We start from the raw sequence: 14,421 nt of genomic DNA, 5'->3' as shown, positions 1-14,421 counted from the left end.
CACAACGGCAAAACCAGACCGGTCCGCCAACCGCGGCGGGTATAGCGAGCGTCACCAGCCGTGGGAAGGCCAAACGGCGGCTTTTGGTCGCGACCAGACAAATATGCGGGGCCTGATAGAGTCTTCCCGCAGTGCGGCAAGGCGACGGCCCCGGTTGGAACCCCAGTTGGAAGCTTTGCCGATCAACCCTATAGCGCTGATATGACAAAGCCTGTTCACATCATTGGCGGCGGCCTCGCCGGTTCGGAAGCCGCCTGGCAAATTGCTGAGGCCGGCGTGCCTGTGGTGCTGCACGAAATGCGCGGTGTGCAGGGCACGGATGCGCACAAGACCGACGGCCTTGCCGAACTCGTCTGTTCCAACAGTTTTCGCAGCGACGATCCAGACAACAATGCCGTTGGCCTGATCCATGCCGAAATGCGCGCGATGCACAGCCTGATCATGCGCGAGGCGGATCGCGCGCGGGTGCCGGCCGGATCGGCCCTGGCCGTTGATCGCGATGTATTTTCTGACGGTGTGACCGCCGCGCTGGCCGCCCACCCCAACATCAGCATCGTGCGCGAACTCGTCGCTGGCCTGCCGCCCGCAGACTGGGACAATGTCATCATCGCCACCGGGCCGCTGACCGCGACGCCGTTGGCCGAGGCCATCCGCGACCTGACCGGGGAAGACAGCCTCGCCTTCTTCGATGCCATCGCGCCGGTGATCCACCGCGATTCGATCGACATGGATATCGTGTGGGCGCAATCGCGCTGGGATCGCCCCAACGAGCATGGCGACACCAAGGATTATCTCAACTGCCCGATGGACAAGGAGCAGTACAACAGCTTCATCGATGCGCTGCTCGCTGCGGAAAAGACCGTGTTCAAGGATTGGGAGAAGGTGCCCTATTTCGACGGCTGCATGCCGATCGAGGTGATGGCCGAACGCGGCCGCAACACGCCGCGATTCGGCCCGATGAAGCCGGTGGGCCTGACCAACCCGGCCACCGGCCGCCGCGCCTGGGCCGTCGTGCAACTGCGGCAGGACAACGCATCGGGCAGCCTGTGGAACATGGTCGGGTTCCAGACCAAGATGAAACATGCCGAACAGGTGCGGGTGCTGCGCATGATCCCGGGGCTGGAACGCGCCGAATTCGCCCGGCTGGGCGGCCTGCACCGCAACACTTTCATCAAGTCGCCGGTGCTGCTGGATGCCACACTGCGGCTGAAGGCGCGGCCGGCGCTTCGTTTTGCCGGGCAGATCACCGGGTGCGAAGGCTATGTCGAAAGCGCCGCCGTCGGCCTGATGGCCGCGCGCTTTGCCATCGCCGATGCCCAGGGCCGCCTGCCCGTACCGCCGCCAGCCACCACGGCGCTGGGCGCCCTGCTCCACCACATCACCGGCGGCGCAGCGGCGGCGACCTTCCAGCCCATGAACGTCAATTTCGGCCTGTTCCCGCCGCTGGTGCCGCCGCCCGCATCCAAAGACCAGCGCAAACCCGCCCTGGTGGCGCGGGCACGTGCCGATCTGGCGCGGTGGCTGGCGGTGGCGTAACTCACTCCTCTGCTACCTGGCACACACAGGCGGGCTTGGCCTTGCGCTTCACCGCGGTTGCCGCGAACTCCTTGGGGGTCAGCCGGCCATCGGTGTTGCGATCGGCGACGGCGAATTTCTTCGCGGTGGCAGCGGCGAATTCTTCGAAATCCAGACGGCCATCGTTGTTGCGATCGGCCTTGTCATAGGCTTTGCGGCGGTTGACCAGATATTCGGCGCGGCTGACATTGCCGTCGGCATCCTTGTCATAGCGTGCCAGGCGTTTCGCTTCGCGATTCGCAGCGGCTTCAGGGGCATCGGGCGCCTCCAGTGGTAGCGCATCACCGGCCGGCGTGCCGCTGGCATCGGCGGCCGGCACGGCCAAGGCCGCGGCCGGTGCCGTCACCGGCGGCGCGCGCCACAGGATCAGGCCGGCGCCCAGCAGGCCCAACAGCGCAACAGCAAACCCCAGGATGCGGCGCATCACGCCCCCTTCAGCTACCGACCCTGTGGCTATTCGATAATCTGCCTCAACGCCCCAGCGCAACCGCCTTCAGCAAGCGCCATTGCCGGGGCAGGCTGCCGCGGGCTTCGCGGGGGCTGCCGGCGCGGGCGCGCGCCGCGTCGCGGGCCGACAGCGCCACCAGCCCGGCCAGCGGCCGCAGCGACGGGGACACGCGCTGCTGCCAAGGTTCACCCAGCACCCAGGCCCGGCCCAGCAACTGCGCTTGGGCGCCATCACCACCCAGCAGCCTTGCCGCCAGCGCGAACAGATGCCCGCCGCCCTCGACATGCGCGGGCGGCACCGCATCGCTGCCGATCAGCGCCAGCCAGCGATCCTCCAGCCCGGCAAGGTCCGCGCCGCTGATCGCCGGAAACACATGGTCGCGCAGAGCCACCAGCAAGGGCTGCGCTGGGGCCTTGCCGGCATCGAGTTCCTGCAACCGCTCCCGCCACCAGGCCAGGCGGATTTCTCCCAGCATCGGTTCGGTGGTGCTCGCTACCAGTTGCGCCAATTCGCAATCAAGCGCGAACAGCGCAAACAGGCCGGGGCGGGCGCTGACGGGCGCATAGAGGCACGCCAGCCAGCGATCCCGGTCGCGAGCCTGAAGCTCGGCGGTGATGATCTCCAGGTCGGTCAGGCTGGCCCCACCCGATAGGCGCACAATTTGTTGCCATCCGGATCGCGGAAATAGGCGCCATAAAAGGCCTGCGGGCCTTCATCGCCACGCACGCCCGGCGCGCCTTCATCGGCGCCGCCAGCGGCCATCGCGGCGGCATGGAAAGCATCGACCTTGGCGCGGCTGTCGAGCACGATGGCGATCATGGTGCCATTGCCGGCGGTGGCGGGCTGGCCATCATAGGCCGGGCCGGTGCCGAGCATCGGCGCCGTCCAGCCGCTGCCCCACACCACCGCGCCGGTGGGAAATTCCATCAGCCGCTTGATGCCGATGCTGGCAAACACCGCATCGTAAAAGGCAAAGCTGCGCGGCAGATCGTTGCTGCCGAAAAGTGCGTAACCGATCATCGAACGTCCTCCTGAGTGACCGCTGCTCCCTGCCACAGACTGGCGCCAACCGCCATTATCTTGCCGGTCATTGCGCCAGTTCGGCCATGATGATGTCCTCCGGCGCCGAAAAGGCCGATTTCAGCTTGGGCGCCTTGAACGGATCGTCGGCGCTGCCGGTGAGCGCATAGGCCAGCACCCGGCCGTTCGCTTCGTCCACCCACAGGCCGGCGAGCAGGCCATAGGCTTCGCCCAAATGACCCCACCATTTCGCGCCCACCACCGGCTGGTCGCTGGCGCCGGCGCGGCCCGACAGGCATTGCGGCCCGGCGGCGTAGCACAGCATCTGGCCTTCATAATCATCGCCCGGCACTGGCCCGCCAGCCTGCCAGACCGGCGCATGCATGGCCTTCACCGTCGCGGGTTTGAGCAAGCGCACGCCGCCAACCTCCCCGCCGCGCAACAGCAATTGCCCGATGCGCGCCAGATCGGTGAGGCTGATGCGCAGGCCGCCTTGCGGCGAGAACATCGTGCCATTGCTGCCCAAACGATAGCCGGCCAGATCACAGCCCGCTCGGCTGCTGACAGGGCAGGCGGCGCGCTGGCCGTGGAGGTCATCAACCTGCGGCACCCACGGCCCGGCAATGTCCCACGACGTTTCATCACGGCCCTTACGATACAGCACGGCGGCGCGCGCCACCGCAGCATCCGATGCGCCCTGCCAGTTGTAGCCGGCATCGATCTTGAGCGGTGCCAGCACCAGCCGCGTCATCAACCGGTCGAAACGTTCGCCGGTCGCGGCCTCCATCACCGATGCGATGAGGCCGTAATTGAGATTGGCATAGTGGAAGCGCCCGCCCGGCCCGACTGGCCCCCAATGCTCGGCCGTCAGCCGATCAGCCAAGCGGTCCTCCAGCGGGAAGCTGTAGCCCGGCCCATCGACGATCCCGCTGGTATGGCTGAGCAATTGGCGCAGGGTGACCGGCGTTTCGGGATGGGCCGGATGGCGCAGCGGCCAGCCCAACATGGCCGAAACATCGGCATCGAGATCGAGCTTGCCCTGCTCCACCAGCCGCCACACCGCGATGGCCACCACCAGTTTCGAGATCGACGCGACGCGGATAACGCTGTCTGGCGTCAAGGGCCGGCCACTGGCGATATCGGCCATGCCATGCGCTTCGGCGCGGATGATCTTGTCCTTGCTGGCCACCACGGCCACCACGCCCGAAAGCTGCGGTGAGCGCGCATCGCGGCCCGCGACCAGATCGACCAGCGGAGTTTTGGGGGGATTGGCGCAGGCCGGACTGGCCAACAGCAGGGCGAGAGCGAGGATCAGGCGCATGCACAGGTCATAAGCCGGCATGGCCAGCCGCGCCAGAGCGCGCTAGTCTGGCCCGCATGACGACAAGACTTGCCATCGGCCTGATGTCCGGCACCTCCATGGACGGCATTGATGCCGCGCTGATCGAAACCGATGGTGAGGGGAGCGTGATCCCCATCGCCTTCATGTTCTTTCCCTATGAACCGGATTTCCGCCACCGGCTGCGCGCTGCCACCGCCCGCGCGCTGGAACTGCATGCGCCGTGCCGCGATGCCTTGATCGATGCGGTCGAGCAGGAATCGACCGGCCTGCACGCCATGGCCGTGCACCGCCTGCTCGCTGCCACCCATACGCGGCGTGATGATGTGGCGGTGATCGGCTTTCACGGCCAGACCGTGGCACACCGGCCGGATCGCAAATGGACCTGGCAGATCGGCGACGGCGCCACGCTGAAGATCGCGACGCGCATTCCGGTCGCCTTCGATTTTCGCAGCGCCGATGTGGCGGCCGGCGGCCAGGGTGCGCCGCTGGCACCGGGCTATCACCGCGCACGCTCCGAAGCACTGGGCCGGCCGCTGGGCGTGCTGAACCTTGGCGGCGTCGGCAATCTGACGTGGTTTGCCGAAGAGGGCCGCTGGGGCAGTTTCGACACTGGCCCCGGCAATGCGTTGATCGACGATTGGGTGCGCACCCATACCGGCCGCAATTATGACGAAGACGGCGCGGTGGCGGCCAGCGGCGCGGTGCACGACAATGTGCTGCAAACCCTGGCCGACAATAGCTGGTTCGATGCGCCGCCGCCCAAATCGCTGGACCGCAACGCGTGGGATATCGGCGCCTGCCGTGGCCTGTCCGCCGAAGATGGCGCCGCGACCCTGACGGCGTTCACCGCCGAAACCGTGCGGCTGGCGCTGGGCCATGTGCCGCCGATCGGCCGACTGCTGGTCACCGGCGGCGGGCGGCTCAATCCGGTGCTGATGGCCGAGATCGCCGCCCGCTGCGGCGTACCGACCGATCCGGTGGAGAGCGTCGGCTGGAACGGCGACGCGCTGGAGGCCGAAGCTTTCGCCTGGCTGGCGGTGCGAGTGCTCGACGGTAAACCGCTCAGCTGGCCGGAGACGACTGGCGTGCCGGTGCCGATGGTGGGCGGGCGGTTGGCTTAGGCGTTTCCCACCCCCAGCCCCTCCCGCAAGCGGGAGGGGAGCAGAGCCTCCGTGCACAAACGGCTCCCCTCCCGCTTGCGGGAGAGGCTGGGGGTGGGCGTTTTCCTACCGCCCGTTGTTCGCCAAGCGCATATCCAGATACGCGTCCACCGCCGCCATCAACTCCACCATTTCGTTCTGGAAATAATGGTTGGCGCCCGGGATGGTCTCGTGATCGATGGTGATGTGGCGCTGGGTTTTCAGCTTGTCGACCAGCTTCTGCACCGCCGCGGTCGGCACCACTTCATCGACTTCGCCATCGACGATGATGCCGCTCGATGGGCAGGGCGCCAGGAAGGTGAAATCATACATGTTGGCCGGCGGCGCGATCGAGATGAAGCCCTTGATCTCTGGCCGGCGCATCAGCAATTGCATGCCGATCCACGCCCCGAACGAAAAGCCGCCCACCCAGGTGGTGTGGGCTTCCGGGTTGAACTGCTGCAACCAATCGAGCGCGCTGGCGGCATCCGAAAGTTCGCCGATGCCATTGTCGAACGTGCCTTGGCTGCGCCCGACGCCGCGGAAATTGAAGCGCAGCGTCGCAAAGCCGCGCCGCACGAAGCTTTGATACAGGGCCAGCACGATCGGATGGTTCATCGTGCCCTGCGCTGGGTGCGGCTGCAACAATATGGCCACCGGCGCACGCGGCGCCGTGCCGGGCTGGTAACGGCCTTCCAGGCGGCCTTCGGGGCCGGTGAGGATCACTTCGGGCATATCGGTCCCTTAAATTCGCACAAAATAGAACAAGCACCCTATATGGGTCGCAAAGGCCCGCATGCAATGAAAAGCCGCATTTACCTCGATCACGCCGCCACCACGCCGGTTGGCGCCGCCGCGCGCGCCGCCATGGCCGCGGCGCTGGAGATCGTCGGCAATCCCTCCAGCGTCCACGCCGGCGGCCGCGCCGCCAACGCCTGCCTGGAAGCCGCGCGCGATGCCGTGGCGCGCTTTGCCGGCGCGGCGCCCGAACAGATCATCTTTACCAGCGGCGGCACCGAAGCGCTGGCGCTGGCGCTGCACGGTGCGCGCGGTGTTGCCCGCGTGCTCGCCAGCGCCACCGAACACAGCGCGGTGCTTGGCGCACGTGATGAAACGCAAATCCTGCCGGTCGGCCATGACGGCCTGATCGATCTTTCTGCACTGGAAGTGGCCCTTCGCGCCGGCCCGGCGCTGGTGGCAGTACAGGCCGGCAACAATGAAACCGGCGTCCTCCAGCCGCTGGCCGAGGTCGCGGCGCTGGTGCAGGCCGCCGGGGGGCTGCTGCTGGCCGATTGCGTGCAGAGCGCCGGCAAGATCGCGCTGCCTGCGGCCGATTTCATCGCGCTGTCGGCCCACAAACTGGGCGGGCCGCCCGGCGTCGGCGCGCTGATCGTCAAGCATCCCGATAGGCTGCATGCCATCCAGCGCGGCGGCGGTCAGGAGCGCGGCTTTCGCGGCGGCACCCACAATCTGCCCGGCATCGCCGGCTTTGGCGCGGCGGTGGGTGAGGCGCACGACTGGGCGGCGGTGGAGTCCAGGCGCGACGCGATGGAGGCCACGCTTGTCGCTGCCGGCGCGCGCCTCCACGGCAATACTGCCCCGCGCCTGCCGCATATCAGCAACATCGGCCTGCCCGGCGTGGCCGCTGCAACGCAGGTGATGATGCTCGATCTTGATGGCATCATGGTCTCGGCCGGTGCGGCTTGCTCGTCGGGCAAGGTCAAATCCAGCCATGTGCTCGCCGCCATGGGGCTGGGCGGTCTTGCCGGCGAAGCCATCCGCGTCAGCCTGTCGCCTGCCACCAGCGATGGCGACATTGCCGCATTCACCGCCGCCTGGCTTGCCATGGCCGCCCGGCTCGGCCGAAAGACGGGGGCATGAGCCTGCCCCTCTATCTCGATTATGGCGCGACCACCCCGCTCGATCCGGCGGTGGCGGCGGCCATGGAACCATGGGGCGTGGCAGGATACGGCAATCCGCACAGCGCGCATCTGTGGGGCTATCAGGCGAAAGCTGCGGTGGAACTGGCGCGTGATGCGGTCGCGGCGTTGATCAATGCCGCGCCCGACACCATCGCCTTCACCAGCGGCGCCACCGAAAGCAACAATTGGGCGATCAAGGGCCTGCTCACTGCGCCGGGCCAGTCGCGCCGCCGTATCGTCACGCTAGCGACCGAGCATAGCAGCGTGCTGGAAACCGCCCAGTATCTCGCCGGCATCGGCGCGCAGCTGACCATCGTGCCGGTGCGCGCCGACGGCCTGGTCGATCACGGCGATCTCGCCCGCGCGCTGGGCGAGGATGTCGCGCTGGTCAGCGTGATGGCGGTAAACAACGAAATCGGCGTGGTGCAGGATCTCGCCGCCATTTCGGCGCTGGCCCATGGCGTCGGCGCAGTCTTCCATGTCGATGCGGCGCAGGGCTTTGGCAAGATTCCCATTGATGTCGAGGGCATGGGCATCGATTTGATGAGCCTCACCGCCCACAAGATTTATGGCCCCAAAGGCGTCGGCGCGCTGTATCGCCGGCCGTTCACCATACTGACGCCGCTGCTGCACGGCGGTGGCCAGGAGGATGGCCGATCCGGCACGCTGCCCACTGCGCTGATCACCGGGCTGGGCGCGGCGGCGCGTATCGCGCAGGCGCGCATGGCCGACGATCATGCCCATGCCGCGATGCTGCGCGATCGGCTACTCGCTGGCCTCACCGCTCAGGTGCAGATCAACGGCAGCCGCACACAGCGCTGGCCGGGCAATCTCAATCTCAGCTTCCCCGGCGTGGCGGTGCCGCTGCTGTCGCAACTGCCGGGCCTCGCCCTCTCGTCGGGATCGGCTTGCGCCGCCGTGACCGGCCGGCCCAGCCATGTGCTGACTGCGCTGGGCCTGTCCGACGGGCAGGCCAAGGCGAGCCTGCGCCTCGGTTTTGGCCGCTTCACCACCAGTGCCGAGATTGACGCCGCCGCGGCGCAAATCAATGTTGCAGTGCAGCGCAATCTTGCGGAATAGAGACAGGACAGATTCGCCCTTCAGCCCTCAGCATCAGCCTGGACCCCATGATCCGCATTCGTTTCATCTCCGCAGATGACAGCCATGAAACCATGGTGCAGGCCAATGAAGGCGACCGCTTGCTCGATATCGCACAGGCGCACGGCCAGCCGTTGGAAGGCACCTGCGAAGGCGCCATGGCCTGTTCGACCTGCCATGTGCATCTGATTGGCGGCGACGTTGCCAAGCTGCCGCCGCCATCCGACGAAGAAGAAGACATGCTGGATTTCGCCGCCGGCGCCAACCGCCAGAGCCGCCTCGCCTGCCAGATCAAACTGACCGCCGACATCACCAGCCTGGACGTGAAAATGCCGCGCGGCGTGGTGGACAACAGCCGCTGAAACGTCCGGCCGACTGAGCCGCGTCGCTCCCGGCCTGGCGCCCGACAAAATCTCCGCGCCGCAGTGGACAGGTGCACGACAGCTTGGCAAAGCGTCAACAATAGACACGTCGACCCGGGGGGGATCAGAACATGGGCTTGCTGCTGATGGCGTTGCTGCTTCAGGCTGCGGCGCCGCCCGCCACCGCGCCTGGCAGCAACACGCCGGTTCCGCTCAGCGCTGACACGCCGGAAGAGATCGCCAAGGACAGCGCTCGCGATCTGAAAGACAGTCGATATTACAACAAGCCTGGTGCTACACGTGCCGATTATGATCGGGACTGGCAGGAATGCCGCCTGATCGCGCGCGGCAGCGTCACGCCTGGCGGATCGGTGGTCGTTGTCTACAACCCGGCGGTCATCTCGCCGGTTGCGGCGGCTGGTGGCGGCCTGTTGGGTGCGCTGATCGGCAACGCCATCGTCGAGGGCGAGACGCGCCGCGCCAACCGCCGTTCCTGCCTGATGTATCGCGGCTGGAATCTGGTGGAAGTCACGGACGCGCAGGAAAAACTGTTCCTGACCATGGCCGATTCCGATCGGGAAGCCTGGTTCAACCGCATGCTGGGATCGGAAAATCCTGAAGGCAAATCGGTGACGCGCTGGAACAATGATTTCGCCGTTGCACCCGCGCTCGCCAGTGCGCCGCCGCCGAAACCCTGAACACGAGGCCCTTCCCGATGCGCCTGTCGCCCTTCGTCCTCGTCGCGCTGCTCGCCACACCGGCGTTCGCGCAATTGTCCGTCACCAAGCCGACTCCGCTGGAAACGCCGGTTACCATGGCACCCGGCCAGGGCGCGCTGCTGGTCGCGTTCCGCCGCCCCGACGGCTGGAGCGCGGGCAAATCCGGCACCATCGCCTTTGCCCGTTATGATCCGGCCCGGCACGACATGATTGCCCGGCCCAAGGATGCCAAGAAGAACGGCGACACCAACACCTACTGGATCCAGGTTTCATCCAAAGATCGCAAGGCGGCCCTGGAATATCGGCTGATGCTGGTATCGGCCGGCGACTATGTGCTCTACGGCGCGGCCCCAGGCCCTGGCGGCATGGTGATGAATAGCTTCTGCTTCAACAGCATCACCTTGCACGTGAACGCCGGCGAAGTGGTCTATTTCGGTGACGTCACGCCCTATATCGGCGCAAAGACGGCGGCCGGCGGCTATTATTCCGGCATGCCGTTGAAGTGGCATCCCGACGAGGCGAAGGCGGCGCTGGCCGGCCAGCCAACACTGCAGGCGGCGTTCAAGCCGGGCGAACTGAAAGGCGGCGCCAGCTACAGCTGCTCTGGCCAGATGATGACGGCCTATGATCTGCCCGACCTGCCGCGCCTGCCGGCCCTGACGCCGGAGGAAAAGGCGAAAATTGCCGCGGAAGGCCAGGTCGCCGCGCCGCGGCAAGCGATGCCTAATACAGGCACCACGGTAATCGCTGTTCCGCAGGATTGAGTTGAGGTGGGAGCCGGGAACGACCCAGACCGGAATCGTTACGGCTGCTTCCTTCCGGACCTGACCGGGTTGGCGAGCGCTCTGTCCGCCCAGCTCCCGCTGTGCATATGGCGGGAGTCGCGGCGAAGTGCAAGACTGGCGTGACGCTTGCCGGGGGCTGCGCTACAACCGCGCCAATGCCCGACGAATCCGCCATCAGCCTGCCCGGTATGGAGCCACCTGCGCCCGCGCCGGCCTATCGCGTGCTGGCGCGCAAATACCGGCCGGCGAGTTTCGACACGTTGCTGGGCCAGCAGGCGATGGTGCAAACGCTGGCCAATGCCATCGCGCGCGGCCGCCTCGCGCAGGCCTGGCTGCTGACCGGCGTGCGCGGTGTCGGCAAGACCAGCACGGCGCGGATCATCGCCAAGGCGCTGAACTGCGTAGGCGCCGATGGCCAGGGCGGCCCGACCATCAGCCCATGCGGCGTGTGTGAGCCGTGCACTGGCATCGCCGCCGGCCGCCATCTGGATGTGGTGGAAATGGACGCCGCCTCCAACACCGGGGTCGATGATGTGCGCGAGATCATCGAAAGCGTGCGCTACGCCGCTGTGTCGGCGCGCTACAAGATCCACATCATCGATGAAGTGCACATGCTGTCGAAGGCGGCGTTCAATGCGCTGCTGAAAACGCTGGAAGAACCGCCGCCCAATGTGAAGTTCATCCTGGCCACCACCGAAGTGCACAAGGTGCCGGCCACCATCTTGTCGCGCTGCCAGCGGTTCGACCTGAAGCGCATTCCGGCTGAAATGCTCAGCGACCATTTCGCCGCGATCCTGCGCGCCGAAAATGTCGCCTTTGAAGACGATGCGGTGGCGCTGGTCGCCCGTGCCGCCGAAGGCAGTGTGCGCGACGGGCTGTCGATCCTCGATCAGGCGATTGCCCATTCAGCCGAGCATATCACCGCCGCCGCCGTGCGCGACATGCTGGGCCTGGCGGATCGCGGCGCGGTGCGCGCGCTGTTCGGCCAGATGCTGGCCGGCGAAGTGCCGGAAATGCTGGCGGCGCTGGGCCGGCAATATGATCTGGGCCAGGATCCGGCGCAATTGCTGCGCGAGCTGCTGGAGCTGGTGCATGGCATCACCCGCCAGCGCATGGCGCCGCGCCGCGATCCGGCACTGTCAGCTGAGGAACAGGCGGCGCTCGATGACTGGGCGCGAGCCCTGCCCTTTCCGCGCCTGTCGATGCTATGGCAATTGCTGCTGAAAGGCCTGGAAGAGGTGAACCAGGCGCCGGTGCCGCTGCAAGCCGCCGAAATGGCGCTGCTGCGGCTGTGCCATGCCGCCGAACTGCCCGATCCCGGCAAGCTGATCCGCCAATTGCAGGATGCGCCGGTCGCGGATGCCACCACGCCCGCACTGCGGCCGCAAGCTGCGCCCTTTCCGGCGCCGGTTCAGGCAAAGGCACCGCAAGCCGGCGATGTGCCCGAAAGTTTCGAAGCCATGGTGGCGCTGTTCCGGGCGGCGGGCGAATCGCGGCTGGTGCATCACCTGACCGATGATGTCCGCCCGGTGCGCTGGCTGCCGCAGCCGGCGCTGAACGTGCGCGGCGTGCCGCGTGACGTGATCCAGGATATTGATCAGCGCCTGGCCGAATGGACCGGCAAGCAGCTGCGCATCGAATGGCTGAACGATGGCGGCGGGCCGACGCTGCGCGAAACCGAACAGGCGGCGCTGGCCGAACTGGAACAGCGGATGCGCGATGATCCCACCGTGGCGGCCCTGTTGACCGCCTTTCCCGATGCCGAACTTTCCCCAATCAGAATAAGCGCTTGAGGTACAGATGCCCAGTCTCGAAGAATTGATGGAAGCCGCCCGCAATGTGCAGGCGCAGATGGCGCGCGCGCAAAGCCAGCTTGATCAGATCGAAGTGGAAGGCGCGTCCGGCGGCGGCATGGTCAAAGTGACCGCCACTGCCCGCGGTGCAGTGCGCAGGCTTGATATCGATCCGTCGCTGTTGACGGTTGATTCAAAGGAAATGCTGGAAGATCTGATCGTTGCGGCGTTCAATGATGCCAAGCACAAGGCGGACCAGGCCGGCAGCACCGAAATGGGCAAGCTGACGGCGGGCATGCAACTGCCGCCCGGTTTCAAACTGCCCGATTTTTGAGGAACTTGATCATGCGCCAACTTCATTCGACGATCACCGCTGAAGGCGAACTGATTCTGGCGCTGGCCGAGGTGCCGGAACCGGAGCCGGGTGCCGGCGAGATCAAACTGCGCATCGAGGCAGCACCGATCAACCCGTCCGATATCGGGCTGCTGACCGGCGCCGCAGACGTGAGCAAGGTGACTGCGATTGCCGGCGGAATCAGCGCGCCAGTGCCGCCGGCCGGGCTGCGCGCCATGGCGGCCCGTGTTGGCCAGGCGATGCCGTGCGGCAATGAAGGCGCCGGCACGGTGGTGGCGGCAGGCGAAGGCGCCGAACATCTGATCGGCCGCAAGGTGGCCATCATCGGTGGCGCGACCTATGCCGATTACCGCGTGGTCAAGGCCAGCGAGGCGCTGTTGCTGCCCGAAGGCGCCACGGCGGAACAAGGCGCGTCCTGCTTCGTCAACCCGCTCACAGCGCTGGGCTTTGTCGAAACCATGCGGGCAGAAGGCCACAGCGCCATCGTCCACACGGCAGCGGCCTCCAACCTCGGCCAGATGCTGGTGAAGATCTGCGCCGCCGATGGCGTGCCGCTGGTCAATATCGTGCGTTCGGCCGAACAGGTGGCGCTGTTGCAAGGCCTTGGCGCGACGCATGTCATCGATTCGACGGCGCCGGATTTCATGGCCAAGCTGATTGCCGCCTGCACTGAAACCGGCGCGACATTGGCGTTCGATGCCATCGGCGGCGGCGCGTTGGCCGGGCAGATCCTCACCGCGATGGAGGCCGCCATCAACGCGCGCGCCGGCGGCTACAGCCGCTATGGTTCGGAAGTGCTGAAGCAGGTCTATATCTATGGGGGGCTCGACATGGCGCCCACCACATTCGGCCGTGGCTTCGGCATGGCCTGGGCGGTTGGCGGCTGGCTGCTGTTCCCGCGCATGCGCGTGTTCGGCAATGCCAAGTTCGCCGAACTGAAACAGCGGGTTGCGGCGGAATTGACCACCACCTTCGCCAGCCATTACAGCCACCGTGTGTCGCTGGAAGAGATGGTGACACCGGACGCCGTTGCCGGCTGGTATGCGCGGCGGACGGGGCAGAAATATCTGGTGGTGCCGAACGGCTGACAGGACCGTCACCCCGGCGAAAGCCGGGGTGACGTGCGTTCCTGTTTCGCGCCGCGTCGCTACCGCCACAGGCAGGCGTCGACGCCCTCTTTCGCGATATAGCGCGCGCTCTTCTCGATGCGGCGGGCCGAGCGCTTGACCTGGCGTGACGGCGCGGCGGCGCTGCGTTTCAGCGGCTGCGGCACGATCGCTGCCAGCCGGGCCGCCTGGCGGTTGGTCAATTTGTCGACACTCGTGCCGAAATAATGTTCGGCCGCCGCCTCCATGCCATAGATGCCGGGGCCCATTTCGATGATGTTGAGATAGACTTCCATGATGCGCGGCTTGCCCCACACCAGCTCGATCAGCAGCGTGAAATACGCTTCCAACCCCTTGCGCACATAGGAACGGCCCGGCCACAAAAAGGCGTTTTTCGCAGTCTGCTGGCTGATGGTCGAGCCGCCGCGCAGTTTCTTGCCCGCAATGTTGGCACTGGCCGCGGCTTCGATGGCATCAAGATCGAAACCGCCATGCTCGCAGAATTTGGCATCCTCCCCGCCGATCACCGCGCGCGGCAGCGCCTTGGTCATCGCGTTCAGCGGCGCCCATTCGCGCTCGACATGCTGCCCCGCGATGGCATCACGCGCCTGCAGCCAGGTGATCGGCGGCGGCACGAAGCGATAGACGGCCACCCATACGAAGCTGAGCAGCACGAAGGCCAGCACCAGCCGGACCGCCACGCCGAGCACCGCCGAGAAGAACCGTCCGATCATCGCCCCTCCTGTCACCCGGCCGG

General features: G+C 66.5%; 16 protein-coding genes and 1 other RNA gene. 10 read left to right on the top strand and 7 right to left on the bottom strand.

Going from position 1 to position 14,421, the window contains the following annotated elements; translation table 11 throughout:
- The first annotated feature begins 201 nt into the window (after positions 1–201).
- Entirely contained in the window at positions 202–1,536 is a 1,335-nt protein-coding gene (gene trmFO / locus AC6UUM_RS07270) for a methylenetetrahydrofolate--tRNA-(uracil(54)-C(5))-methyltransferase (FADH(2)-oxidizing) TrmFO (protein WP_500804659.1), read from the top strand.
- Position 1,537: 1 nt separating this feature from the next.
- Here the strand turns inward: trmFO and AC6UUM_RS07265 are convergent, their stop codons facing one another.
- The 4 genes from AC6UUM_RS07265 to AC6UUM_RS07250 form a co-directional block, all read right to left on the bottom strand.
- Positions 1,538–1,999, bottom strand: a complete 462-nt coding sequence (locus AC6UUM_RS07265) for an EF-hand domain-containing protein (protein WP_500804658.1) — start codon at positions 1,997–1,999, stop codon at positions 1,538–1,540.
- Between the two features lie 46 nt (positions 2,000–2,045).
- Positions 2,046–2,681 (bottom strand): squalene/phytoene synthase family protein, encoded by a 636-nt coding sequence (locus tag AC6UUM_RS07260; RefSeq protein WP_500804657.1) that lies wholly within the window; start codon positions 2,679–2,681, stop codon positions 2,046–2,048.
- On the bottom strand, positions 2,654–3,043 hold the full coding sequence (locus AC6UUM_RS07255) for a VOC family protein (protein ID WP_500804656.1): 390 nt from the start codon (positions 3,041–3,043) through the stop codon (positions 2,654–2,656). Before AC6UUM_RS07255 ends, AC6UUM_RS07260 begins: the two co-directional genes overlap by 28 nt.
- A gap of 67 nt (positions 3,044–3,110) precedes the next feature.
- Positions 3,111–4,364 (bottom strand): serine hydrolase domain-containing protein, encoded by a 1,254-nt coding sequence (locus tag AC6UUM_RS07250; protein WP_500804655.1) that lies wholly within the window; start codon positions 4,362–4,364, stop codon positions 3,111–3,113.
- Positions 4,365–4,420: 56 nt separating this feature from the next.
- Here AC6UUM_RS07250 and AC6UUM_RS07245 point away from each other — a divergent pair, with 56 nt between their 5' ends.
- Positions 4,421–5,506, top strand: a complete 1,086-nt coding sequence (locus AC6UUM_RS07245) for an anhydro-N-acetylmuramic acid kinase (RefSeq protein ID WP_500804654.1) — start codon at positions 4,421–4,423, stop codon at positions 5,504–5,506.
- Positions 5,507–5,611: 105 nt separating this feature from the next.
- Here AC6UUM_RS07245 and AC6UUM_RS07240 read toward each other — a convergent pair whose 3' ends face one another.
- On the bottom strand, positions 5,612–6,259 hold the full coding sequence (locus AC6UUM_RS07240) for an alpha/beta hydrolase (RefSeq protein WP_353200431.1): 648 nt from the start codon (positions 6,257–6,259) through the stop codon (positions 5,612–5,614).
- Between the two features lie 66 nt (positions 6,260–6,325).
- Here AC6UUM_RS07240 and AC6UUM_RS07235 point away from each other — a divergent pair, with 66 nt between their 5' ends.
- The 5 genes from AC6UUM_RS07235 (at position 6,326) to AC6UUM_RS07215 (ending at position 10,389) form a co-directional block, all read left to right on the top strand.
- Positions 6,326–7,405 carry a cysteine desulfurase family protein gene (locus AC6UUM_RS07235; RefSeq protein WP_500804653.1) on the top strand — a complete coding sequence of 360 codons (1,080 nt, stop codon included), beginning with the start codon at positions 6,326–6,328 and terminating at the stop codon, positions 7,403–7,405.
- Positions 7,402–8,526, top strand: a complete 1,125-nt coding sequence (locus AC6UUM_RS07230) for a cysteine desulfurase family protein (RefSeq protein ID WP_500804652.1) — start codon at positions 7,402–7,404, stop codon at positions 8,524–8,526. Before AC6UUM_RS07235 ends, AC6UUM_RS07230 begins: the two co-directional genes overlap by 4 nt.
- Positions 8,527–8,573: 47 nt before the next feature.
- Positions 8,574–8,906 (top strand): 2Fe-2S iron-sulfur cluster-binding protein, encoded by a 333-nt coding sequence (locus AC6UUM_RS07225; RefSeq protein WP_500804651.1) that lies wholly within the window; start codon positions 8,574–8,576, stop codon positions 8,904–8,906.
- A 146-nt stretch (positions 8,907–9,052) separates the two neighbouring features.
- A complete protein-coding gene (locus tag AC6UUM_RS07220; RefSeq protein WP_500804650.1) occupies positions 9,053–9,604 on the top strand; it encodes a hypothetical protein in 552 nt (183 codons plus the stop codon).
- Between the two features lie 17 nt (positions 9,605–9,621).
- Positions 9,622–10,389: a hypothetical protein gene (locus AC6UUM_RS07215; protein WP_500804649.1), complete on the top strand. Its 768-nt coding sequence runs from the start codon at positions 9,622–9,624 to the stop codon at positions 10,387–10,389.
- A gap of 4 nt (positions 10,390–10,393) precedes the next feature.
- Here the strand turns inward: AC6UUM_RS07215 and ffs are convergent.
- An RNA gene (gene ffs, locus AC6UUM_RS07210) (signal recognition particle sRNA small type) lies at positions 10,394–10,489 on the bottom strand.
- 76 nt (positions 10,490–10,565) lie between these two features.
- On the opposite strand from ffs, the gene AC6UUM_RS07205 reads away from it, so the two are divergent.
- Genes AC6UUM_RS07205 through AC6UUM_RS07195 form a run of 3 tightly spaced genes read left to right on the top strand, consistent with a single transcriptional unit; the run spans position 10,566 to position 13,646 of the window.
- The gene (locus tag AC6UUM_RS07205; RefSeq protein WP_500804648.1) at positions 10,566–12,203 is read left to right on the top strand and encodes a DNA polymerase III subunit gamma/tau; all 1,638 of its coding nucleotides are present in this window, start codon (positions 10,566–10,568) and stop codon (positions 12,201–12,203) included.
- Positions 12,204–12,210: 7 nt separating this feature from the next.
- Positions 12,211–12,537 carry a YbaB/EbfC family nucleoid-associated protein gene (locus AC6UUM_RS07200; RefSeq protein WP_500804647.1) on the top strand — a complete coding sequence of 109 codons (327 nt, stop codon included), beginning with the start codon at positions 12,211–12,213 and terminating at the stop codon, positions 12,535–12,537.
- 11 nt (positions 12,538–12,548) lie between these two features.
- Positions 12,549–13,646: a zinc-binding dehydrogenase gene (locus tag AC6UUM_RS07195; RefSeq protein WP_500804646.1), complete on the top strand. Its 1,098-nt coding sequence runs from the start codon at positions 12,549–12,551 to the stop codon at positions 13,644–13,646.
- 59 nt (positions 13,647–13,705) lie between these two features.
- On the opposite strand, the gene mtgA is transcribed toward AC6UUM_RS07195, so the two are convergent.
- Positions 13,706–14,398 carry a monofunctional biosynthetic peptidoglycan transglycosylase gene (gene mtgA / locus AC6UUM_RS07190; RefSeq protein WP_500804645.1) on the bottom strand — a complete coding sequence of 231 codons (693 nt, stop codon included), beginning with the start codon at positions 14,396–14,398 and terminating at the stop codon, positions 13,706–13,708.
- Positions 14,399–14,421 lie beyond the last annotated feature (23 nt).

The sequence above is a fragment of the Sandarakinorhabdus sp. genome, assembly GCF_987265915.1.
Note: the sequence above shows the minus strand (reverse complement) of the source record. Positions and strands in the feature narration are given on the sequence as shown.

Coding starts and splice junctions, on each gene's coding strand:
- AC6UUM_RS07195 (WP_500804646.1), top strand. CDS start 12,549: ATGCGCCAACTTCATTCGACGATCACCGCTGAAGGCGAACTGATTCTG.
- AC6UUM_RS07235 (WP_500804653.1), top strand. CDS start 6,326: ATGAAAAGCCGCATTTACCTCGATCACGCCGCCACCACGCCGGTTGGC.
- AC6UUM_RS07240 (WP_353200431.1), bottom strand. CDS start 6,259: ATGCCCGAAGTGATCCTCACCGGCCCCGAAGGCCGCCTGGAAGGCCGT.
- trmFO (WP_500804659.1), top strand. CDS start 202: ATGACAAAGCCTGTTCACATCATTGGCGGCGGCCTCGCCGGTTCGGAA.
- AC6UUM_RS07230 (WP_500804652.1), top strand. CDS start 7,402: ATGAGCCTGCCCCTCTATCTCGATTATGGCGCGACCACCCCGCTCGAT.
- AC6UUM_RS07200 (WP_500804647.1), top strand. CDS start 12,211: ATGCCCAGTCTCGAAGAATTGATGGAAGCCGCCCGCAATGTGCAGGCG.
- AC6UUM_RS07250 (WP_500804655.1), bottom strand. CDS start 4,364: ATGCGCCTGATCCTCGCTCTCGCCCTGCTGTTGGCCAGTCCGGCCTGC.
- AC6UUM_RS07225 (WP_500804651.1), top strand. CDS start 8,574: ATGATCCGCATTCGTTTCATCTCCGCAGATGACAGCCATGAAACCATG.
- AC6UUM_RS07205 (WP_500804648.1), top strand. CDS start 10,566: ATGCCCGACGAATCCGCCATCAGCCTGCCCGGTATGGAGCCACCTGCG.
- AC6UUM_RS07215 (WP_500804649.1), top strand. CDS start 9,622: ATGCGCCTGTCGCCCTTCGTCCTCGTCGCGCTGCTCGCCACACCGGCG.
- AC6UUM_RS07220 (WP_500804650.1), top strand. CDS start 9,053: ATGGCGTTGCTGCTTCAGGCTGCGGCGCCGCCCGCCACCGCGCCTGGC.
- AC6UUM_RS07265 (WP_500804658.1), bottom strand. CDS start 1,999: ATGCGCCGCATCCTGGGGTTTGCTGTTGCGCTGTTGGGCCTGCTGGGC.
- AC6UUM_RS07255 (WP_500804656.1), bottom strand. CDS start 3,043: ATGATCGGTTACGCACTTTTCGGCAGCAACGATCTGCCGCGCAGCTTT.
- mtgA (WP_500804645.1), bottom strand. CDS start 14,398: ATGATCGGACGGTTCTTCTCGGCGGTGCTCGGCGTGGCGGTCCGGCTG.
- AC6UUM_RS07245 (WP_500804654.1), top strand. CDS start 4,421: ATGACGACAAGACTTGCCATCGGCCTGATGTCCGGCACCTCCATGGAC.